This is a genomic window from Mesorhizobium sp. B2-3-4, from assembly GCF_006442315.1.
Taxonomy (GTDB): domain Bacteria; phylum Pseudomonadota; class Alphaproteobacteria; order Rhizobiales; family Rhizobiaceae; genus Mesorhizobium.
In genome coordinates this window covers 59,954-81,281 of sequence record NZ_VFVY01000007.1, presented here as the reverse complement: position 1 = coordinate 81,281, position 21,328 = coordinate 59,954, and the positions used below count along the sequence as shown (strand labels likewise).

The 21,328-nt window shown below is 61.1% G+C and carries 25 protein-coding genes and 1 riboswitch; of the genes, 5 read left to right on the top strand and 20 right to left on the bottom strand.

Annotated elements, in window-relative coordinates:
- Positions 1–101: 101 nt before the first annotated feature.
- The 9 genes from FJ967_RS12905 to FJ967_RS12860 form a co-directional block, all read right to left on the bottom strand.
- Positions 102–983 carry an isoprenylcysteine carboxylmethyltransferase family protein gene (locus FJ967_RS12905; RefSeq protein ID WP_246675267.1) on the bottom strand — a complete coding sequence of 294 codons (882 nt, stop codon included), beginning with the start codon at positions 981–983 and terminating at the stop codon, positions 102–104.
- Positions 910–1,926: an ABC transporter substrate-binding protein gene (locus FJ967_RS12900; protein WP_140732139.1), complete on the bottom strand. Its 1,017-nt coding sequence runs from the start codon at positions 1,924–1,926 to the stop codon at positions 910–912. Before FJ967_RS12900 ends, FJ967_RS12905 begins: the two co-directional genes overlap by 74 nt.
- Positions 1,919–2,686: an ABC transporter ATP-binding protein gene (locus FJ967_RS12895; RefSeq protein WP_140732137.1), complete on the bottom strand. Its 768-nt coding sequence runs from the start codon at positions 2,684–2,686 to the stop codon at positions 1,919–1,921. The genes FJ967_RS12900 and FJ967_RS12895 overlap by 8 nt, the downstream gene beginning before the upstream one ends.
- Positions 2,683–3,504 carry an ABC transporter permease gene (locus tag FJ967_RS12890; RefSeq protein WP_181175831.1) on the bottom strand — a complete coding sequence of 274 codons (822 nt, stop codon included), beginning with the start codon at positions 3,502–3,504 and terminating at the stop codon, positions 2,683–2,685. Before FJ967_RS12890 ends, FJ967_RS12895 begins: the two co-directional genes overlap by 4 nt.
- Before the next feature lie 45 nt (positions 3,505–3,549).
- Positions 3,550–4,158 carry a YkoF family thiamine/hydroxymethylpyrimidine-binding protein gene (locus FJ967_RS12885; protein WP_140732136.1) on the bottom strand — a complete coding sequence of 203 codons (609 nt, stop codon included), beginning with the start codon at positions 4,156–4,158 and terminating at the stop codon, positions 3,550–3,552.
- A riboswitch (TPP riboswitch) is annotated at positions 4,149–4,262 on the bottom strand. It overlaps the preceding gene by 10 nt.
- A gap of 284 nt (positions 4,263–4,546) precedes the next feature.
- A complete protein-coding gene (locus FJ967_RS33390) occupies positions 4,547–4,927 on the bottom strand; it encodes a hypothetical protein (protein ID WP_181175829.1) in 381 nt (126 codons plus the stop codon).
- 11 nt (positions 4,928–4,938) lie between these two features.
- Positions 4,939–5,757 (bottom strand): formyltransferase family protein, encoded by an 819-nt coding sequence (locus tag FJ967_RS12875; protein WP_181175828.1) that lies wholly within the window; start codon positions 5,755–5,757, stop codon positions 4,939–4,941.
- 577 nt (positions 5,758–6,334) lie between these two features.
- Positions 6,335–6,853 carry a peptide-methionine (S)-S-oxide reductase MsrA gene (gene msrA, locus FJ967_RS12865; protein ID WP_140732130.1) on the bottom strand — a complete coding sequence of 173 codons (519 nt, stop codon included), beginning with the start codon at positions 6,851–6,853 and terminating at the stop codon, positions 6,335–6,337.
- A gap of 160 nt (positions 6,854–7,013) precedes the next feature.
- Positions 7,014–8,582 carry a glycosyltransferase family 39 protein gene (locus FJ967_RS12860; RefSeq protein WP_246675266.1) on the bottom strand — a complete coding sequence of 523 codons (1,569 nt, stop codon included), beginning with the start codon at positions 8,580–8,582 and terminating at the stop codon, positions 7,014–7,016.
- A gap of 178 nt (positions 8,583–8,760) precedes the next feature.
- Between FJ967_RS12860 and FJ967_RS12855 the strand changes: the two genes are divergently transcribed.
- Entirely contained in the window at positions 8,761–9,468 is a 708-nt protein-coding gene (locus FJ967_RS12855) for a hypothetical protein (protein ID WP_140732127.1), read from the top strand.
- A gap of 99 nt (positions 9,469–9,567) precedes the next feature.
- Here the strand turns inward: FJ967_RS12855 and FJ967_RS12850 are convergent, their stop codons facing one another.
- From FJ967_RS12850 to FJ967_RS12825, 6 genes are all read right to left on the bottom strand, one after another.
- A complete protein-coding gene (locus FJ967_RS12850; protein ID WP_140732126.1) occupies positions 9,568–9,882 on the bottom strand; it encodes a hypothetical protein in 315 nt (104 codons plus the stop codon).
- Positions 9,883–10,109: 227 nt separating this feature from the next.
- On the bottom strand, positions 10,110–10,427 hold the full coding sequence (locus FJ967_RS12845) for a hypothetical protein (protein WP_140732377.1): 318 nt from the start codon (positions 10,425–10,427) through the stop codon (positions 10,110–10,112).
- Between the two features lie 19 nt (positions 10,428–10,446).
- A complete protein-coding gene (locus FJ967_RS12840; protein WP_140732125.1) occupies positions 10,447–10,641 on the bottom strand; it encodes a hypothetical protein in 195 nt (64 codons plus the stop codon).
- Positions 10,626–10,865, bottom strand: coding sequence for an ABC transporter permease (locus tag FJ967_RS12835; RefSeq protein ID WP_140732123.1), 240 nt, complete (start codon positions 10,863–10,865; stop codon positions 10,626–10,628). The genes FJ967_RS12840 and FJ967_RS12835 overlap by 16 nt, the downstream gene beginning before the upstream one ends.
- The gene (locus tag FJ967_RS12830; RefSeq protein WP_140732122.1) at positions 10,862–11,062 is read right to left on the bottom strand and encodes a hypothetical protein; all 201 of its coding nucleotides are present in this window, start codon (positions 11,060–11,062) and stop codon (positions 10,862–10,864) included. Before FJ967_RS12830 ends, FJ967_RS12835 begins: the two co-directional genes overlap by 4 nt.
- A gap of 2 nt (positions 11,063–11,064) precedes the next feature.
- A complete protein-coding gene (locus FJ967_RS12825; protein WP_246675270.1) occupies positions 11,065–11,796 on the bottom strand; it encodes a glycosyl hydrolase 108 family protein in 732 nt (243 codons plus the stop codon).
- A 187-nt stretch (positions 11,797–11,983) separates the two neighbouring features.
- On the opposite strand from FJ967_RS12825, the gene FJ967_RS12820 reads away from it, so the two are divergent.
- The 3 genes from FJ967_RS12820 to FJ967_RS33385 all read left to right on the top strand — a co-directional run bounded on the left by FJ967_RS12820 (position 11,984) and on the right by FJ967_RS33385 (position 13,982).
- Positions 11,984–12,814 carry a class I SAM-dependent methyltransferase gene (locus tag FJ967_RS12820; protein ID WP_140732121.1) on the top strand — a complete coding sequence of 277 codons (831 nt, stop codon included), beginning with the start codon at positions 11,984–11,986 and terminating at the stop codon, positions 12,812–12,814.
- Between the two features lie 161 nt (positions 12,815–12,975).
- A complete protein-coding gene (locus FJ967_RS12815; protein WP_140732119.1) occupies positions 12,976–13,806 on the top strand; it encodes a hypothetical protein in 831 nt (276 codons plus the stop codon).
- Entirely contained in the window at positions 13,806–13,982 is a 177-nt protein-coding gene (locus FJ967_RS33385) for a hypothetical protein (RefSeq protein ID WP_181175824.1), read from the top strand. The genes FJ967_RS12815 and FJ967_RS33385 overlap by 1 nt, the downstream gene beginning before the upstream one ends.
- Here FJ967_RS33385 and FJ967_RS12810 read toward each other — a convergent pair whose 3' ends face one another.
- Positions 13,983–16,403 carry a hypothetical protein gene (locus FJ967_RS12810; RefSeq protein WP_140732118.1) on the bottom strand — a complete coding sequence of 807 codons (2,421 nt, stop codon included), beginning with the start codon at positions 16,401–16,403 and terminating at the stop codon, positions 13,983–13,985.
- A gap of 177 nt (positions 16,404–16,580) precedes the next feature.
- On the opposite strand from FJ967_RS12810, the gene FJ967_RS12805 reads away from it, so the two are divergent.
- Positions 16,581–16,769 (top strand): hypothetical protein, encoded by a 189-nt coding sequence (locus FJ967_RS12805; RefSeq protein WP_140732117.1) that lies wholly within the window; start codon positions 16,581–16,583, stop codon positions 16,767–16,769.
- Positions 16,770–17,153: 384 nt separating this feature from the next.
- On the opposite strand, the gene FJ967_RS12800 is transcribed toward FJ967_RS12805, so the two are convergent.
- From FJ967_RS12800 to FJ967_RS12785, 4 genes are all read right to left on the bottom strand, one after another.
- Positions 17,154–17,771 (bottom strand): T6SS immunity protein Tdi1 domain-containing protein, encoded by a 618-nt coding sequence (locus FJ967_RS12800; protein WP_246675265.1) that lies wholly within the window; start codon positions 17,769–17,771, stop codon positions 17,154–17,156.
- A gap of 149 nt (positions 17,772–17,920) precedes the next feature.
- Entirely contained in the window at positions 17,921–18,400 is a 480-nt protein-coding gene (locus FJ967_RS12795) for a hypothetical protein (RefSeq protein ID WP_140732115.1), read from the bottom strand.
- Positions 18,397–20,802 carry an HNH endonuclease signature motif containing protein gene (locus FJ967_RS33380; RefSeq protein ID WP_181175823.1) on the bottom strand — a complete coding sequence of 802 codons (2,406 nt, stop codon included), beginning with the start codon at positions 20,800–20,802 and terminating at the stop codon, positions 18,397–18,399. Before FJ967_RS33380 ends, FJ967_RS12795 begins: the two co-directional genes overlap by 4 nt.
- Before the next feature lies 1 nt (position 20,803).
- A complete protein-coding gene (locus FJ967_RS12785; RefSeq protein ID WP_140732113.1) occupies positions 20,804–21,325 on the bottom strand; it encodes a hypothetical protein in 522 nt (173 codons plus the stop codon).
- Positions 21,326–21,328 lie beyond the last annotated feature (3 nt).

Below are 21,328 nucleotides of genomic sequence, written 5' to 3'. Positions count from 1 at the left end.
TACTCAAATCGAACCAGGAAAGCCCAGGCACCACAGACGGGCGTTGTCCTTTGCTCGGGCAGACGGAACTGGCACTGGTGCCGCGATCGGCGATCTCGACCTCAGAACAGCCGGTAGAACAGCCTGTAGCGCACACGTTCCATATAAGCGCGGTACTCAGGCGCGGCGGCCAACAGCGCCTCCTCGCGCAAGATGCGGTAAAGCTGCATGTAGGTGATCACCGCATAGACCGCGAGATTATGGAAGGAAAAGGCCGACAGCAGGAAAAGCACGTGGCCGGCGAGATAGCCGGCATAGATGGGATGCCGCACCAACCGGTAGGCGCCGCCCGTCATCACACCGCGATTGCCGGGCAGGATGGCAAAAGAGCGCCCCAGCGAAATCTTGCCCCAGATGACGAACAACAGCGCGATGAATTGCAGCGGCGCGGCGACGTGGACGGGGATAATGGCAATGCCTGGTTGGAGGCTTACCAACGCCACGCCAAAACTGGCTGTCACCGAGACGACGACGGTAAGCGGATTCCAATCGCGCTCCATCGGACGGCGCGACAGTAGCAACCAGGTGAAGGTGAGTATCTCGGAAATCGCCACCAGCGCGGCATTGAGCCGGGTCGGATCTTCAACAAGTTGAGAAACGCCACGATAGACGAACAGTCCCGCGCACAACAGCGCGCAAGCGCGAAAGAAGCCTTCGCGCAGGTCAAGCATGATTTCGCGCTTGCGTGCCGTGGATAAAAGCCTGTTGTCGGCCGCACGCGAAGGCGCTTCACTTTTTGATATCAGCAAGGCAGGTATCCCGGTGGTCCCTCCATGCGACCTTTGCACGACAAGCATTGCCGCGCCGTTAACCGAGACGATCAGATCGGCGTCAAACCGTCGAAATGCGAAACGGTAGGGCCGTGGCGCCCTATTCAACATATAGATTGCTGAAATATTCCGCGAAATCTGGACGTTGCGCGACGATCTTGCCATCGGCATCATGCAAGATGCCGGCGGCGAAGAGATAGGAGCCGATCGCTTCCATCTTGGCCGGATCCATGGTGCCGATGGTGCCGTTTTGACCGCGCAGATAGTGCCCGTCGATGAGCGCCTTAAGCGAGGCGTAGATCAATGCCGGATTGGTCAGGGCATCCTTGTTGGCGGCGATGAGCACTGTGGCGGCTTCCCCTGGATGATCGACGGCGAACTGATAGCCGCGCCGCGTTGCCTGGACAAAGGACGACGCCAATTCGGGATTCTCCCGAAGATACGCATCGCTCGAAGAGATGAGCGTGGTGTGCTCGTCGGGAACGCCATGGTCAGCATAGACGAAGCTGCGCTGCCTGACGCCTTTGAGTTCGGCTTCGACACCCTCCCAGGTCGACACTTCGAGCGTGAAGTCGACCGAACCGTTGGCCAGCGCCTCGTAAGCGGAAGTGCCGAGCGTCACCGTTTCGAATTCTCCCTTGCCGCCATCATGGCGGATGATGGTCGAAATCAGCGCATTCTCCCAGGCGCTGCCGAAGCCGCCATAGGTCAGGCCGTCCAGATCCTTCGGGCTTCTGATCTCGCTGCGCGCCGCATTGAACACCAGTCGGCCCGTCTCTGACTGCACCACGGCATAGACGGCCTTCAAATCGGCGCCGGCAGTCTTCTGGGTGAACAGGCTTATGGTGCCGTTGATGCCGAAATCGGCAACGCGGTTGGCGACAAGCGTGCCAGCGCCGGCATCGCTATAGGGCACAATGTCGACCTCCAGACCCGCCTCGCCGTAAAACCCCTTGTCGCGGGCGACGAACAGCCCGACATGGTTGGTGTTCACTGTCCAGTCGAGGGCAACCGTGACCTTTTGCATGGCCGCGAAGGACCGGCTCGATCCGACGATCAGCGGAGTGCTGCCGGCAAGGGCGAGCAGCAAGGCCTGCCTGCGCGTCAAGTCAGTCATGGTCATGTCCTTTGGATGGCTGGAGGTTGAGCAAAACATCGAGAATCTCGGCCTCGAGTGTTCCGGCCCGCCGCCCGGCGACGCCGGTAGAGTCGCGCGGACGTGGCAGCGCTACGCTGAATTCGCGCACGACGCGGGCCGGCCGCGCGGAAAGCACATAGATACGGTCGGACAAGAACACGGCTTCGCGCACGTCATGGGTGATCAGCAACGCGGTCCAGCGATGATGCCGCCACATCTGTTCGAGCCAGCGCTGCATGACCGCGCGGGTCAGCGCATCGAGCGCGCCGAACGGTTCGTCGAGCAGCAACATGTCGCGTTCCTGCACCACGGTGCGCAGCAGTGCCGCCCGCTGGCGCATGCCGCCTGAAAGCTGTGCTGGAAAATGCCGCTCGAAGCCGGCAAGCCCAAACTCGGCAAACAGGGGCGCGACCCGCATCCGCGCCGCCTTGCGGCCGAGGCCTTGCACCTCGAGCCCGAGCGTCGCGTTGTCGAGGATGCGCCTCCATGGCATCAGCGCGTCGCGCTGCGGCATGAAGGCGAAATGCCTGCCATAGTCGTCGAGCGGGGCGCCGTCGAAGAACATGCCCCCCTGGCCCCGCTCCGCTCCCGTCACAAGCTGGAACAGCGTCGACTTGCCGGCGCCGGAGGGTCCAAGGATCGAGACGAACTCTCCAGCGCCAACGCTGAGCGAAATGTCGGCAAGCACGTCCAGCCCGCCAAACGCCTTGCGCACATGCCGCAATTCGAGCCGGGTCATCGCCGCGGACCCTTTCCAGCGATTTGCCTGCCGGCATCTCGCTCCCAGGGCATGGCAAGACGCTGCAGCAGCACCGTCAGCCCAAACAGGACGAGGGTCAGCCCGGCGCTGACGCCGACCGCGGCCAGCACCAGGTCGGGACGGAAATTGTTCTTGGCGTTGAGCATGTAGATGCCAAGCCCCTTGGCCGCGCCCGCATACTCGGCGAAGATGGCGCCGACCACGGCATAGGTGATGGAGATCCTGAGGCCGGCGAAGAAATATGGCAGCGCCGAAGGCAGCCGCGCCAGCATGAAGACCCGCCAGCGCCCGGCCCCCATGACGCGCAGCATCTGGCCGATCTCAGCCTCGGTCGCCTCGTAGCCCTGTACCAGGGCAACCAGCATCGGGAAGAAGGTGACCAGCGCCACCAGCATGATCTTGGGCGTCAGCCCGAAACCGAACCACAGCACCACCAGGGGCGCGATGGCAACCAGCGGCAATGTCTGGCTGACGATGAAGACAGGAAACAGCGCGCGCCGCAACGGCTGGAAGAAGTCGACCAGCATCGACAGCACGAAGGCGGCGCCGAGCGAGCAGGCAAAGCCGATCAGCGTCGCTCGGATGGTGGGGATGGCATTGTCGATCAGCGCCTCGCGATTGAGCACGGCCTGTTCGAAGACGCGCGAGGGCGCGGGAAGGATGGTCGGCTTGATGCCGGAATGATTCGCGTAGAGCTCCCACGCCACGAGCAGAAAACCGACCGACATCACTGGCGGCGCCGCCTTGGCGAAGAAGCCCGCAAACTGGCGCGGGCGGTTGAATGACGATGAAGCCACGAGAGGAGAGACCCTTGACGGCCGTCGCGCGACAGCGCGAGCGGATCAGACGGCGGTGGGACTGTTGGCCGAAACCGTGACATCGAGGGTTACGTGGCCGGCGCCCGGTCCGAAGCGGCAAAAAGCTTCGTTCAGCGCCGCGAAAATCGCGCCGGCATCGCCGCGCAGCTTGGTGCAGAAATTCTTGGAGCGATCGTAGACGCCGGACTGCTTCAGGAAGTCGATGCAGCCGTAAATCTCGTCCATGTGATCGCCCGTGCCCATCACATAGAGCGAGAACTGCGCCGCTGCCGACTGGCCGGTTGCGGGCGCCCCGCGCACGGCGCTGATGGCGGCTTGCTTGCGCGGGCCGAGCGGTCCGGCAGGTCCGCCTGTCTTATCGGAGTGGCAGATCGGATCGTCCGGCTCGCCCGGGCAGCCACGCGAAATGGCGGCTGACAGCACGCAATGCTTGCCGCTGCCGGACGCTGCCACGAAAAGGTCGCGCAGCGCCGGAAACAACACCTCGGGCGGCCCGACCAGCAAGGTCGATATGTCGTCGGTCTCGATCCTGAGCCGGTCGCGCCAGGGGTCGAGTGCGCCGAGCGCACCAAGGATGACGCCGACGAAATCGTCGGTCATGGGATATAAGGAAACCTGTGCGCCTGAAAACATCGCCCGCCTCGCTCCGCTGGTATTACCCAGATCAGCTTTTAGGGTCTGTGGGCTTGCCGCCCCCGTCTCAGCCCCGACCGTACGGAGCACCCCTGTGGATGGGCGCGTTAAAGCACCATTCGATCGGTTGGGGAAGCTGTTTTTTCAGCAAGCTGCACCAAAAGCATTGCGCCAGCGCGCAGGCAATCGCGCACCGCCGGCGTGCAGGACCGCGCGCCGTCGGCGCGTAAATTTGTCTGGAACTATCGCCGAACCGAGAGGTTGTTCCCTCAGTCGCCAGACGCGATTTCAGGAAAATCGTGAAACGGTTTCTGTCGGGATTTGCGTCAAAACCAGGAGACAAAGCGGTTCGCCGCGCCAGTGAACTGCACCGTTCGAGGCGACAGGTTCACAGAAAATGGAGACCAACGACGTTTATGAAAATCCTTGCGGCTTCGGCCTTCACGATCGCCCTTGCAACGTCCGCCATGGCGCAAAGCAATGGCGCAACTGACAATGATGGGTCTGGAGGCAGCAGCAAGTCGATCACCGTCGACCCGAGCACCCCGGCTTCCCCCAATACCGTAGACCCGGCCGCTACCAATAGCACGACCACCACGCCGGGCGACATGAACTCCAATGCGGACAAGAATTGCCCGACTAGCCCGCAGGGCGCGCAATCGGATGCCAATGGCAATGCAACGGCACCGACCGTGAACGACAACAACTGCGGCAAATAGCGTTCGATCACCACAAGGAAACCGCGGAGCTCGGGCTTCGCGGTTTTCATTTGCATCGATGTCAGTGCCCGGGAGCCTCGCCTCGCTTCACCGTACGCGTCGCTTCGCTGTCCATCTTGCCGAAAACCCTTATTTCAGGGGCGGAATTTGCAGCCGACCCGCGTGCGAGTCTAAAGTGCATTTTCAATAGCCGTTTGAGCAGGCGACCATAGACCAGAAACTGAACCCGGCCGTTGACCAGATCGAACTCCACCCTGCCCCATCGCCTTACCGGATCCTTTCCGGTTCGCGGTCCGAGCCGCTTGACCTGGAAGGCCAACCTGACCTTGCGGTCGGCAATCCTGAGATAGATACCAGGATCGAATCCCAGCACATGCCACAGCCTGGCAACGTGCTCGATCGACATGTCGGATGAAATCGCCATGTGGTGCCGCTCAAGCCGCGCCCAGACGAAATCTCCAGTTGGCTGCCGCATCCCCGACACCTGGTCCCTGCAATAGGCCGGCGCCACCTCGCTCACCAATCCGCGCATCGCTGTCGCCACGCTATCGACCATGACGCGCCGCGATGACCAGTTTGCTTCACCGAACGGCACCTGTCCAAGGATGTCGCCTTCATCGAAACTGGCGGACATCTTGTGCAGCGTCACGCCGCCATGGATGGCGTGCTCCCCATCCGCTACCAGGCGATGGAGAGGATGCGGCCCCCGGTAGTGGGGCAGCAGCGCCGGATGAAGATTAAGCCCGCCCTTGGGAAAGAGACCGAGCAGTTGTTGGGGGATCAAGGTCGCAAAAGCGTAGCAGATCAGGACATCCGCGGCGATGTCGGGCAATTGCCGGGCAAGCTCGTCCCAGTCGTAAGGCGGGGAGAATTCGATCAATTTGACCGGCGTGCCGCCGAGATAGCGCCTGAGCAGAAGCCGGCGCCTCAGCCTGCGCCGAAAATTGCCGACGCTGAAACCTCTGGATGGACGCCGAAAGCCAGGCACGACGATCGCGCCGATACGGTTGCCCGCTTGGATCCAGCCGGAAAGCAACGGCCCGGTGTAGGCAGAAACATCCAGTATGAAAACCGCATTGAGCTGCCCGGCAGCGGCATCGGGCTTGGAGGACGTCATTTCCAGTGCCCGGCGAGGCTAGGCATCGCCTGCCCATGCGCCAGCAATCCTGACACGGTCACGGACCCGTCCGGGCAGGCCCAAAGGCCGGCTGAGCCCGTCAGCCTGGCTTGGGAGAAAGCGGCCCCGCCGCGGCGACACTGGAGAGTCTTTCCCGCTTCACCAACACAGGTTTTTCGTAAATCTTCCGCATGCTCACCCCTGAGACCAAATCAACCGCCACAGTTGGTCAGCAACGCGGCGGGCTGTCAACCACTGGGCAGTGGTCGACAGCCGCAGTTCTCGCGATCCTGCGGCAAGCGCTTACGTCGGCTCGCCGCCAAGGACCGATCCCGCCAACCTATGAAACGGCCTTTTCACGAACCGGCAGCTTCCAGCCCGGCCTGACGAAATGGCAAGTGTAACCGTTGGGATATTTCTCCAGATAGTCCTGATGCTCGGGCTCGGCCTCCCAGAACGCTCCGACCGGTGCGAGTTCGGTGACAACCTTGCCGGGCCACAGGCCGGAAGCATCGACATCGGCGATGGTGTCTTCCGCCACGCGCTTTTGCTCCTCGCTCGTGTAGTAGATCGCCGAGCGATAGCTCATGCCGACATCGTTGCCCTGGCGGTTTCGCGTCGTCGGATCGTGGATCTGGAAGAAAAATTCCAGAAGCTGGCGGAAGCTGATTTTCGCTGGATCGAAGCTGATCTCGATGGCTTCGGCATGCGTGCCGTGATTGCGATAGGTGGCGTTCGGCACGTCGCCCCCGCTATAGCCGACACGCGTGTCGAGGACGCCGGGCATGCGCCGGATCAAATCCTGCATGCCCCAGAAACAGCCGCCGGCAAGCACTGCGCGTTCGCTCGAAGTCGTCATGTAACGTCTCCTCAAAAGAGCAATTCCGGGGAAAGAGTACCGGCTTTCCCAAGGGAATTGCGCGACAACAGATTTGGATATCCCATAAATGGGCATTGTCGCCTGGTTCGTCCAGTCGCACGCGCGGCCATTCGGCTATGCGGACATGACGCCGCCCGCCTTAGAAGGGCGGATGCCGGGTCCGGCTGCTGGCGGCGACAGGCAGATATCGCCTGCCCGGCGGAATGGCGGCAAAGCTGATCGCCACAGGCGGCGCCTTGCGCGACCAGTTGAAGAGAACGGTCTTGACCGGGATGTTGTCCAGCCATGGCCGCAGCCCCGGCGGCACCGGACGGCCCGACCAAACCATCAGCATGCCGTGGTCGCGCAGCCGCTGCCTCGTGATCCAGGGGGCGAACCGCATGTTGAGGTCGGTGAAAATCGACGGCTTGTCATAGGCATTGAGGCCGGCCAGCATGGCCAGTTCGGTGTCGCCGCCGACAATGTCGAGCCGGCCCGGCACCGCGGCATGCCAGACCGCCTCGGCCTCGTCCGAGATCGGTCGCGCCGGCCAGCAGACGGCGTCCATGCGCCCGCGCACATTGCAATCGGTCCAGCGGATGGCGGCATAGGCGCTCGACATGGCCACGATGCAGATGAAAGCGCAGATCGCCAGCCGTCGCATCTCGGCGGCGCCGAGCCGGTGGCCGAGAAAGGCGAGCGCGACGACGCCGACAAGGTTGTACATGGGCGCGCCCCAAGCCTCGCCGGTGCCGGTGAACAACGAGGCCACCATGATCAGAACAGCCGGCCCAAGCCCCATCCAGCAGAGGTAGACGAGCGTGCCGCGCTCGCCAGGGTCTTGCGCCGGTGGCGAGCGCCGCAACAATCCCGATATCGCCAACACCAGGAGAAAGCCGCAAAGGCCCGCCATCTGGACACCGATATAATAGAGCCGCGCACGATGTTCGCTCACCCACGCGTCGCGGCCGGCGAAATAGGTCAGGGGCAGGAAGTCGATACGGTAAAGTGCGACGGCCAGCGGTGCGGCGACCGCGAGAAAAACGGCCAGGCCGAACCATGGCCAGGGGCTCGCCAGCCGGCTGCGCGCGCGTGGATCGTAAAGCAGCCACAGCGCGCCGAAAGCAAGCAGCAGGCCGGTGGAGAACTTGGCGTACAGCCCGACCCCGGACACCATTCCGAGCGCCAGCCACCAACCCGGCCCGCCGCCACGGCCGGCGCGCCAAAGCAGCCAGCAGATCGCGGCCCAGAACGGCATCTGCGCATAGTCGTGGTTGAACTGCGGCGTCGGCCAGCCGAAGAAATAGACCGACGGCATCAGCAGCACGGCAGCCAGCGCACTCCTGCGCCCCAGCATGTCGCGCGCGAGCAAATAGACAAGGACGAAAGTGGCCGAGATCGTCAGTTGAGACAGCAGATATTGCGGCCAGCGGAACGATCCGGTCAGGAGATGACTGGTCTCGAGCAGCCAGCCGGGAAGTTGCGGGTGTTTGTAGGTCAAAAGCACCCATTCGCGGCCCCACATGAAGCCTTCGACAACGTCCCCGGGCGGCGCGGGATCGATGAGTGTCGGCACCATCGTCCAGCACAGGATCTGCGCCAGGCACAAAAGCGCCAGCAGACACCATGGTTGCCGCAGCAGGGCGGACCAGATCGACGACGAGTCCAGCCCTACGGCAGGCAATCCCGCCGGCGCCCAACCATCCATGGAGTCGTCAATTCCCGTCATGCGGCGCTTAAACCACATCGCCCGGATTGTCGAACAGCCCCAACGTCAAAGCTTACAAAAATGTATACTTGCGTGCCATTGCAACACCAAGATTGAGCGGCAACTTCGACGCCTCATTGCTCCGCCCGGGGCAGAATAGCCCGTACGCCCGATCTCGCCTGAACATCCCGGACATTCGATGCGCCACCCCCATGCCGTAATTCACCACCGCGCGCTCGACTTCTGGCTGGCGCGCACGGCGGTCCTCGTCATCATCTGCCTGCAGCTTCTGGTCATCAACGATCTTTCGTTCGGCCCCCGCTGGCTGGCGCCGGCAATCGAGGCCGCCCTGCTCATACCTCTTTCGGTGGCCACCGCCTGGACGCAAGTCGCCACCCAGAAAGCGGTCGAGGAGGAACACTGGCATCTGGTCGGCCGCTTTCGCGTCCTGATCCGCCGGACGGCCCTGGTGATGACCGGCGTCGTCAGCGTCATGAACTGCGGTTCGCTGGTGCTTCTGGTGCGCGCCTTGCTGGCGGGCCATGCCGGCTCAAGCGGCCAGACGCTGCTGATCGACGCGCTCAACATCTGGCTCACCAACATCATCGTCTTCGCCTTGTGGTTCTGGAGCACCGACCGCGGCGGGCCGCCGACCTGCGGCCTCGTCAACCGCGCCCATTCCGATTTCCTGTTCCCGCAGATGACCCTCAACGATCGCGAGATTCGCGACTGGCTGCCCGGCTTCGTCGACTATTTCTTCCTCGCCTTCACCAATGCGACGGCATTCTCGCCGACCGACACCTTGCCGCTTTCCCAACGCGCCAAGCTGTTGATGATGGCGGAGGCAATGATCTCGCTGCTGACGATCGCGCTGGTCGCGGCCCGCGCCGTCAACATCCTTGCCTAGGCCGGTGGCTGCGGTGTGAGGCCGCCGCCGCAAACGCGAAATAGCCCGCCCGGCGAACCGGAACGGGCTATTCGGTGTCGACGACGAGGATGCCGGTCTCTAATGACGCTTGCCGATCCTGTAATCGTTGCCTCCGGCCAGATTGATGCCGATGCCGCTCAGGACACCGCCGACAAGGCCGGTCTTGTTGCCGCTCAGAATGCCCGAGACGAGATTGCCGCTCAGGACGTTGTTGCCGTTCAGCACGCCGTTGAGCACATCCACCTTGCCGAGGTCGATGGACGGCGAAATGTTGATCAGGCTGCTTGATCCGCCTCCCCATCCGCCCGAACCGCCGGATCCGCATCCGGCCTCGGCGGCCCCGACGGAGGATGCGACTGCGACTGCGGCGAAAATAACAATGAACTTGTTCATGAAAGCTACTCCCGTTCGATTGATGGAAATGGCTTCCGTCTTTCGTGTTCTACCTCTTGCTTAACAATATATGAACAAACATTTGGCTCAAGTCTTTGTCGAATTTAAGGAATTCAATCGAAAATTAACAATAATGATTATGCATAACCTGAATGATTAACTTGGCGGTCGCTACAACGCAAAAAGCCCCCCGGCGTGCCGGAGCGGGCTTGGCTGCAGGTGATGGATCACTCCTCGACGGTGGGTCTCAGCCGGCGGACGACGAGCTCGACCAGGATGTCCGAGATCCACATCGCGCAGACACCGATGAGAAAGGCGGCGGCCAGCGTCGTCGTGTCGTCATTGGCCAGCGGCAGCCCGGTGGCGCGGGCATACTGGACCACCGGCAGTGTCAGATACGCCGCCGCCAGCGCCCCGCAGATTGGCGACGCGACCATTTCGCGCAACTTGTAGCGATGACGCGACAAGGCCCGCAGGACGCCGCCGGCGAGACCGGCGGCAACGACCGGCCCCTTGATGCCGAGCAGGTCGAAGAGATCATGCATCATTCCACCGCCCTCGCGCTCATGGTTTCCACTCGCATAGTCTTTCGCCCTTGCGGTTGTGCGCCAGCAACGGCTTGACCTCGGCATCCGACAACGCGTCGACCGCGCCCACCGACAGGCGCAGCGGGCTCGACACCGCGCAAAATCCACCCTTGGCGGTGGTGCAGCCGGCCGTGGCAGCCAGAACCAGGGCGAGCATCAATCCCTTGCCCATGACTTGAGCTCCTTTCGGGCGGCTGCCGCGGGCAACGCGCCGATATCGTTCTGAACCTGATCGGCAATTTCGCGCGCCGCGGCCTCGCCGGCGGCCTGCCGGTCCCGCTCTGCGCGTTCGCCGGCCAGCCGCTGGCGAAGCCCCCAGCCGAGCGCCGCCACGATGGCGGCACCAATGCCCAGAATGCCCGGATTGGTGAGCAGGAAATTGACCAGCGCGCTCATCGGTTTGCCTCATCCCTGACGAGGTATCCGACGGCAAACACCGCGACCGGCAGGAGCGTGGCCCATGTCTCGGCGTCATACCAGGACGGCCAGAGGTTGCGCACGACGACGCCGGAAACGGAAACGGCCGCGGCCGCGATGGTGGCGGCCGTCAGCTTGTTGGTCGGACGAATGGTCGGCTGGGTGACTGTGGCCATGATCAGAATATCCTTTCAAGCGCAGCCGCGACATGGTGCCAGGCAGCAAGGAGGACCAGCATGCAGGCGGCAATGATCCCGCCCATCCTGGCAGCCATCGGCATCCCGGAATTGTCAGGCGGTACCGACGTGGCTTCCGGCGCATGAACCTGCGCTGGTCCAGCCTTTGGCGGAGCCGCTTCCGGCGCCGGCCGCGCGGGCAGCGGCGCTGGCACGGCCGACGGCGCCGACATCAGCAGGGCCTCTGCCCGTACCGACTTGACCCGGTCGGACCAGCCGCGCCCGAATGTCGCCCATGTCGGCAAGCGGCGCAGGAACGCCAGCCGCGCGTTGCAGAGCTGGTCGATCACCACGCCTGCCGGCTTTGCCCTGGCCGCGGCAAGCGTAGCCGGCCCGATGCGGCCGTCCTGTACAGCCCCCACCACCGCCTGCAGATACTTCGCCGCCCTGCCCGGGCCGCTGTTCACCGCGAAGTCGAAAACGGCGAAGTCGACGCCGTCCGGCAGTTCGGCGCCCAGCACCGCATCCCAGTAAAAACGGCGAAAAACCGTTGCCACCTGTTCATCGCCGATCTTGTGAAGGTCGGCCTTGCTGGCGTCGGCTTTCACATAGCGGCGGAAGTTCGTGAGCGTGACACCCTTCATCGTGGCGCCGCCGGGATCGGCCGGATTGTCCGACCAGCCACCCTCGGATTTCAAGACGAGTGCAAGCGCCCGCGCGAAGTTGCGGTCCATGGGAGTTTCCTTTCGGATTGTGATGATTTTGGCTGAATACGCGAAGCAGGCCATGCCGTCTTTCAAGAGCGCCAGCCCAAAAGCAAAGCGTCCCGGCCTCGGTAACTGTGCGTTGTCGGGCATGCCGCCTTGCACGCGGGCCGACGCATGCTAGAAAAAATCCATTGTCAGGACGAATGGGTTTCGGATGAGAAACTATGTTGGCGCCGCGCAACGCCTGGTCTTCAACAGGCTGGCGGCTGTCATCGATCGCCGGCACAGCACCGATCCGCTGGGTGCGGCGCCGCGTGCATCGAAGGCGGACTATCTCCAACTGTTCGAAGCGGCACGACAGGTGCCGTTTGCGGAGATCGACAGGCTGGAGGCCGAAACCGGCTACGCCATCGACCGCGATTGGCTCGATGAACTCGCCCTTCACACCCAGATCACCGTCAAGACGAGCGCGCTGGCCTACCCGCACGGGCGTGTGCTCTACAGCCTGCTTCGCCGCCGGTTGGCGGACAAGCCCGAGCCGTTCACCACCATTGTCGAGACCGGCACGGCGCGTGGTTTTTCAGCGATCTGCATGGCCAAGGCGATGGCCGATGCCGGCGCCGCCGGCCATATCGTCACGCTCGACGTTCTCCCGCATCAACACCGCATCTACTGGAACTGCATTGACGATCATGAAGGCAGGAAGACACGAGCCGAACTGCTTCAGCCCTGGCGGACGTTGGCCGACCGGATCGTCTTCCTGCAGGGCGATTCCCTGTTCCAGCTGCCGAAGGTCGGCGTCAACCGCATCCATTTCGCTTTCATCGACGCGCAGCACACGAAGAAGAACGTTCTGCTCGAATATCAAGCGGTCGCCGCCCTTCAGCAAGTCGGCGACATGATCGTCTTCGACGACGTCACGCCGGGCCAATTCGAAGGTGTGGTCGAAGCGGTAGAGCAGATCGAACAGCAGGGAGCATATGAGATTCGCCGACTCGTGGCGTCTGACTCGAGGGCCTATGCCTGGGGGGTTAGACGTCAATGAGCCAGTTATACGCGTCATCGCCCGGAATACAGAACACAAATGGCGGACGAGCCGAATTACTCATAAAGCTCGCAATTGGGACGACGTTCGCACTTGCTGTTTGGATGGTTGATTGGGTCTCAATCCGAGGAGCACCTTTCCCGGATCTGCAAAACTATATCATGAATTTCGACAAGGGTGCTTACTACGTGTCTCCAGACGCGGCCTCAGTGGTTGAGTGGTATGCCCAAGAATATTTATGGCGAAAAAGCATCTATGCGCTCAAGGAAAGCTTCGAGCTCGGCAGCATTTTTTCCGTGTTGGCACTGATTGCGCTGTTGATTTTCAGCACATATGTGGCGGTTAAGGCTTCTGCTCCTGCCTATCTTCTCCTGTTAATTCACCCGCAGCTAATCGATCTAGCTTTTTCACAGGTGCGATCCGCTACGGCAATGGCGGCGATCTATCTGGCACTACTGTTACCTTGGCGCCTTCTCAAGTACGGGTTCGTTGCGGTGGCCGCCTTCATCCATTCGGCCGTTCTGGTCTTCGTTGGAGCGTTTGCGGTCGGCCAGTTGATCACTCGTTTTAACGTGGCTCGACGGCATCACATCCTGATATCGGCTGGCTATATCGGCGCTGTCGTCGTCGCTGCAACCCTCCTCAAAAGTTACTTACTCGGCTCTATCGGGGACAGGCGCGCTATGATCGAGGTGAACACTAGCGGCTTCCTACTAACGATCATGGTCACCGCTTATGCCGTGCCGTTTATGTTCTTCAATCAGATGTTTAGTCGGAAATTTGCGGCCTTCATGGTCCTGCTTGCATCATCGCTCTGCTTTGCGATGTATCTCTATAACCAGAACGGCATTAGGTTCGTCGCCCTTGCGCTCCCCGCCTTGGCGGTGGCAATCTCTGGTATACCCGATGTTCAATGGCGCCGCCTCACACTCACGGCAGCCGTGGCCTCTCAGATAATTTTCTTCGGTTACTGGGCCAAGGGCATTTTGTAATGAAGTCGATCCGCTGGATAGCCGAGCAATATTTGGCGGAGATCGACCGGTGGCGGACAGCTTTCGTTGAGGTTTTCGGCCCAATCTGGCGCAACGCCTTCTTCCAGGCGTTCTTTTGGCTAATGATTGTCGGCAACATCGTAGCGATGTTATTCGGTGACACTCTACTACGATGATCAACCACCAAACTGCCACTTGCGAACGACAATAGTCATCACACCGCTACCGGGATCCTTCGTAGCCCCAGTGTCGTTTGCGATGATGATGTCGACGTTGTCGGCCGTGATCACGCGAGCATCTCGTATAGTGCAGCCGAGGAGATCGGCTGTGAAGCCAACACCTATCACTAGATCACCACGCGCCGCTCCTGGCACAGCGACCTGAACAGTTAGCGTCGTACCGGTGGGGATGCTGGGCGTTGGATTGACAAATGTCTGCCCAACCGTACGCAACTCACTTTCAGTGATGCCGCTGAAGGCGGCCGTAATCGCACCACCACTGACATTCATAGCGTTTCCACCAAGCCAGTTCTTCCCACCGTCGGTAACGTTTGTGAAGCGAATGCCGTTGGTGAATGTCACTCCTGTCGTAGCGTCGAAAACATTGTTGACTATCCGGCAGCCAGCAAGCTTTGCGTTCTGCACAAGAATTCCGTCATCGACCGTGCAGCCCGAGCTTGGTGCGAGGAAGCCACCGAAGACGTTATTCTCGACCACTAAGCCCCCAAAAAGGCGATTGCCCGAGGGTGCGCCGATCCGAATGAACGACGAAATCCCCATGCCGGGAGAAAATCGAAACTGGTTGCCGCTTACTGAGCCGCTGACTGGGTCGTTGGCCTGATCATTAGTGATCTGAATGCCCTGGTTCTTCTGGGTCGCCACGTACGGCGACTGCGACATATCAAACATGTTGTCATTAACTGCGAAGCCGGTCGTGCGATGGATGATAATGCCGTTATGAGCCACGTCCGCGAGCATGTAGACTTGAAGCCAGCATTTCCGGATTTTCACGCCGGCTCCATCCCGAACATAAATCTGGCAATTACCACCGGCACCCTTGGTCTTCACACCTTCAATGATTGTTCCATTGCCGAAATACGAGACGATATTGCCCGTAGGGATCGCTGCCGGCACCGTCAGATCCGTTCCGTCTCCACAGCAATCTTGAACGTCACCATTGATTACGCGTAATGAGGCAGAGCGGTAATCCAGAATGCCAAACCGGTCGATTTGCGAGAACAGTGGGTTGTCTATCAAGCAGTTTTGAGTGTTCCCCATATAGATACCGCCGCCGCAACGTAGAATCTCGATATCGCGGAAAATGCAACCTAAACCGCCTTTGTTGTTGACGCCGCATGCTGGTATCGATCCGATGCTGTCTAATGGTCCTCCCTCCGGGCCTGTGCCGCGAAAGCCGTCGATGACAACTCGCTCCATAATCACCGACTGTGGAAGCGCAGAGCCGACGCCGATGCCGTCAGTGTCCCAAAGCGCAAAAGCGTGACCATTGCCGGCAGCGCCGGTCAGTTGGTTGCCCAACACCTTGAAATCGTGAAAGCCAAGCCGCAAGGCATGGCCGACGAGCCGGAAAAGCGGCGCTCCATTGACCATTGCGCTGGCAACGGTCGATATGCTGCGGCCAAAACCTTCGATATCGAACAGTCCGAGCGTGATATCGATCGTTTGGTTGATCGTGATGGCAGAAGGAGGCAGTCGAATGTTGCCGCAGTTCTTCCCATCGACGATCTGCACAGCAGCAATCATCGCCGCCGTGTCAGCGTTGGCGTTTCCCAAACCAGCGCCGAGCATGCGAAGGTCGATAACACCCTCCCTCAGCACCCAATACCCGCCATCCACCGAGTTCACGGTTCCGTCCGGCATGAAACGGTCCGTCGAGCGGAACCAGGATAGCGCCGGGTAATTGCCTGCGGTGATTGCCGATAGCGCCATGCGGGCATAGTTCGCGCCTCCCACAAGGGTTGCCGGCGTGGTGAACACCGGGGCATAGAACTGCGTGCGGATGGCTTTCACGCCGGCGGCGATGGTGGCTCCGGCCGCCGCCGCGACGGAGACATAGATCGGCACATTGACGCCCGACACCATGGCGGCGTCGGCGGCATATTGCTGGGCAAGGTCGCGGGCGTGCCCGGCCTCGGCGATGATGGCGGCCAGTTCGTCCCGCACCGCGGCTGTCGCATCGCCGACCAGATCGTCGGAACTGAAGAAGGCAAGCGTGATCTCGTCGCGGCCCACGGCCGGCGCCAGGGCCTGGAAGGCATAGACGAAACCGGCCGACACCGCGCCCTCCTGCACGTGCACGGTTGTGCCCTTCTGCATCGTGCGGCTGGTGCGGGCATCGGCCGCGCGATACCAGAAACCTTCCGAGGCGGTATAGATGCCGTTCAGCCTGGCGTCGTCCTGGTCCTTGACCAGCACGCGATCGCCAACCGCGGTCTGGACGCCGTCGACGGACTTTAGGCCTTCTATCCATGCAATCCCGTCAACGATGATCGTCTCCAGATTGCCGGTGGTGGCCAGGCGCACGGGTTCGCGCTCGCCGGTCAACAGGCGAACGGCAGCGGTTGCAGGTCGGGCCATGAGGCTTGCTCCATGAAAGGCCGCGCACAGGCGGGTACTTATTGATGATCGTGTGGCGGGTTCGGTTGCGGAGGTCACGGTCAACCGACCCCTCCCAGAAATAGTCAACGGCAAGACGTTGACCCGGCGGCAGGCAACATCGTCTTAGTATTGGCTCACACATAAAGGTTCGAGCCGATGGCAGTGCGCATCAGATTGCCGGGTGGCACCTTGAAGATAAAGTTCTACCGGGAACTGCGCAGCCCCGAACGGCAACGCCGCGTGCCGGTCATGAAAATGGGCTCGTTGTATCTGATCTGGTGGTCGAACAACCGCCGGCTGCAGGACAGCGATGCCGAAGGCGGGGGCCAAGGCCGCTTGCGCTAATTCACCAGCGGCCAAAGGCCTGATAGCCAATCGCTATATGAACCTTGAACCCTGCCTTTTCTTTCCGGCAAGTTTGGTCTTGTCGAGACCGGACCTCAGGTGAGGCCATATCTCGAACTGCCTTCGGCATCGTGCCGGGCATGTGAAGAGCCCAGGGCGATGGCGTCATCCCACCGTCCGCCGCCCCGGTAGATGCCTGCAATTTCGGAGCCATTGCATTCAGGGAATTCTCCGGCTCCCGAGAGAGCTCCCCGACCGCCTTGAGCACATAAAACTCACAAACGCCTGGCAGGCAATTTTGAGATCTAGGGATGAGTTGCATCACTCTGGATTCGGGGGCGTGATGCCACCCGAAGCTCAACACTGCCTCTATCGCGATCTTTCTCAGCTAAGATTGACTTGAACGGAACTTCCATGCGGCAAGTCTTTGGTCTGAACCAAGATTTGCCCCATCAAATGCCAGTATATATCAATGTCCCACAATTCCAGGTTATCAATTTCGTCTTTTCCATTTAGGAACAGCGGCTTCTTGTAACCTATGCATTGGTTGTAGGACGGCTCAGCGCCGCCAGCCCTGCGCCAATCAGTGTATATGTTTGCGGCCAACGCAGCGTCTTCGTCCTGTATCAGCTCGACCTCGTGGAAAGTTCGGACATTGGCCGGTATCTGCAGGGCCTTTCCGGTGCCCGGCTCGAACATCACCACGCCTGGCTCTCCTTGCTCCAACCGCCACGCGTCAGTGGCAAATGCCGTTCCTTGCCAATCATAACCAAAGCAGGTGATGCGCCCAGTGAATTTAGGGAAACCCAGGCAGACACGGGCGTTCCAATCCGCCACGTCTGATGCGCGAACCATTCGGTACAAACCACGGTTGAACGAAGCGCCACCGAACTCTGCCAGCAATTCATTCAGTCCAGCCACTTTTGTATCGAGTGGAAGGTTATTAATTGGAGGCGTTCGCTCATCATCCATGAGAAAAATTCGCCGGAATCTCTCGAACACTAGCGATCTCCAATCGTGACTTTGTTGATCTTCGCCCCATGGGAATTACGGTGACAGTGCACTCTTTTCCACGGGTCGGTCTCCAATCACGTGGAGATCGTTAAGAGTGCACTACCTAAGAGCGTTCGCGTACGACCACGTATGGAAAATCAGTGCGGAAGCAGCGGCAGGATCTGCTCGTCGATGAATTTGAGCCGGCTCGCAAGCATCTCTGCATAGGCAGGCGTTGCAGGCACGTTCACAGGGATAATGTCTTCGACCGAGTTTCCCTCGCGGGCTGCTTCGACCCACTCTTCCATGGCGCCAATGTAGCCGTCCAGCGCCACATAGGGCGTCTTGGCATGGTGACAGCTAATGTAAGCCGAAGGCACATCGCCAATGATCACCCATGTCCATGACGGTACATCGGGCTCAGCGGGCAAGAATTCGAAGAGGAAGACGTATATGACGCCGTCTAGCCGATATCCAAGGTATTCACCTTTGATAGCCGATACCCAGTTGTGAGATTCAAGATATCGTCGCGCCCGACGGCGGGCATCCCTAAATTCTACACTCCAACGCCGATCGTCGGGCGCCAGAGGCTTTACGCTATTCAAATCAGGGCTGGCATCATCCAGGCTTGTTGTCACGGTTTTGATCCTCTGTTACCTCTGCTCCAGCCGCCCCAAATCTTAAAGTGGCCCTGTTCTTTGTGATGCTTGATGTGGTCGGCTCTACTGAGAGGCTCATAATTCCACACGTCGTCTGTCCCGCCCGCAGACCGTGGACGCTTATGATGGAGATCCATATTCCGGCCTGTATCGGGATCTATGGGCCAGTCTTTATTATACTCGATTTCCCACTTCTTACGAAGAGGCTTTGAGCGGCCTCCTAGCCAGCCCGGCAACTCGTTGTGAATTACATTTGCCTTTTCTTTCAAAAATTGAGTGCCGGCGCCCCATAGCGCGCCGGATGCCATACCGCTGCCGATCGGCTCATCGTGACCGGCCGCTTCGACGCCGCCATAAGCCGCCCCCTCGATGCCCATAAGGCCTGCGCGAGCGAGAACGCCGGACAAGCCCTCCATCGTAGCTGTGCCAAACCGGCCGGTAAGTGTGATGCCGGACTCTCCAAGGCCCCGGCCGGTCAGATACGCACCAAGTGCCTCCGCAACGATCCCGGCAGAGTTGGCTCGATCTCTCGAATCCTGTGTCCCGGCACGTTGAGCGGCGAGTTCTTCCTCGTAGCTGCTGCCCGAGATCAGCGAATTCATGGTGGCGGCGAATTTGTCCGCGTACCCAAATGTCGCTCCGTCCGCCATCAGACGTACGGTGTCATTGAGCGCTACGAGCGCCTTCAGGGGCGCAGGCAAGACATCGAAGGCAGCCAGATTTCGGTTGACACGTTCCTCCGCGGATACAGGAATTGCGTTGTTCGCAATGCTTCGCGCAATCCGAGACTGGTTCTCGTTGCTCAGTTGCAACGCCATGGCTGCCAGGACACCCTGATCAGACGTGCCCGCAAATAAATCCTGCAGCACGCCATCCCGCTCACGCTGTGGGATTTTCTCGTCGTTCAAGGTGTCGACCAGGTTTTTGACGATAGACGGCGGCAGCGGCTGGACTTGCTTGAATCCAAGCTGCAGCTGAACCGCGACAGAGCGGGCGATCGCCTTCGGGAGATCGCTCGGATCGTAGCTGTCTTTGCTCGATACCGCATTCCAGTATGCGTCCGCTGTCGGATCAATCTTGCGAACAAAGTCGGCGGGAGCGGCGGCGCGAGCCTGCAACACCTGCCTGGCAGCGGCCGCCGTTATGTCAAACTCTGCCTGATCCTGCTCCGAAGTGTCACTGCCCGGCTTTGGCGTGGCAGCGAGCACTTTTGCCTCGATGGCATCTTTCGGCATTCTGACCATGTCGAATGCCTGGTGGCCGACCTTGAACGTCCGTTCGAGATCCAGAGACTGTTTGCCGCCCTCCTCGGCGCCATAGACCGCAGCGAAGTCTGCATCGTCCGGTCTCTTGCCGGAGTAAGAGCCGGTGTACATGAGGGCGTCCGGTGCATACTGGTGAGCGAGTTGGACATTGGTGCGCGCATCGAAGAGTTGTGTCGTCATCGCAACTTGGGCCTTCTGGCCAAGATCCTGCAGATCGTTCTGCGGCAGATCGGCAATCCACGGAGCTGCCGCAAGGACGGCGGTTCTGTCCGCCGCAACCGCCGGCGCTGTGGAGTCGGTATTCAAAGGAGCTGCCGCCGTGCTGCCCACAGCGCTGGTCTCGTTCTCGCGACTGGCACCGATTTGTTGCGAACCACCAGCCACCTCTGCGGCATCGTCCTTCGTCCGGCCCTGCGCCGCGCCCAGCATCTCCGCGGCGCGCTTCGGGTCCTTGGCGATCATTGCCTGGACCAGCGCCTTGGCGGTGTTGGTGCGCCAGGCCACTTCGGCCGCTTGCCTGATGAGCGGGTTACCGATCTTGGCGATCAGGTTGGACCCGCTCTGCCGGATCGCCTCGAAGTTCGCGGTGTCGTTCGGATCGCTGTTCGCGATGGCGCTGGTGGACATGGTGTCGACCTTGGTCCACTCGGCCAGCTCGTAGTCGTCGCGTCTCGTCTTCTGCCGCAGCGCCATGCGCGGCGAGCCGATCGCGCGCATCGGCTCCTTCTGTCGGGCGAAGTTTGCACGCTGGCTTTCGGGCATGGTCGGCAGGAACTTGTCGAACAGCTTGTCGAACAGGCCTGTCTTCACCACCCGGCCGGTGCGCGGATCGACCAGGCCATACATAGCGTCATGCAGGCCGGCACCGTCGGCCGGCGCGTTCGCCGTCGCCTCGTCTTCCGCCTGCGCGATCTGGCCATTGAACTTGCGACGCGCCAGTTCGGCGTCGAACGCTTCCTGCCGCTCTGTCATCTGCCGGTAATGCTCGGCGAGAGCGGAAAGCTCGTCGCCGAAACCCTGCATGGCGCCGCCGATCGGCGAGCCCTGGGGATATCGCGGCGCATTGCCGGTATCGAGCCGGCGCTGGCCAACGGAAAGGGGGATGACGTGGACCATTTTAGTAAAGCCCCGAATAGCCGTTGGCTATGGCCGCGCTCGCCCGAGGCGAAAATGCCGGACTGCCAAAGGTCACGGCCTTCGTCGGGTCGTAGATTTTGGAGAGGCCGCCAACGAGATTGCTGCCGGCGCTGAAGATCGATGCCGTGGCCGCCTGCTTGCCGGAGAAGCGCGAGATGGTGGCCTGGTCGTTGAGGTTGTTCTGGCGCAGCTGCGAGCTGTACTGAAGTGCCTTAAGGTCCATCTGGTCCTGCCTGGCGTTGGCGGCCAGCACCTCGGTCGGCGAACCCGCTATGCCGACGCCGGAGGCGCCGGCCTGGGCGCGCGCTTGGGCCTGCAGCAGGTCCTGCTTGTGGCGCTCCTGGCTCTGTTCGAAGGCGGAACTCTGCGCCTCGGCCCGCGCCTGCTGCTCATAGGCCCTGGCCCGGTAGTCGGCCATCTGCTTCTGCTGCTGGCCTTCCATCAGCGCGCCGCCGACCGACAGGGCCGTGCCTGCCAGTCCAAGAAGGGCAAGTGTGCACATAGT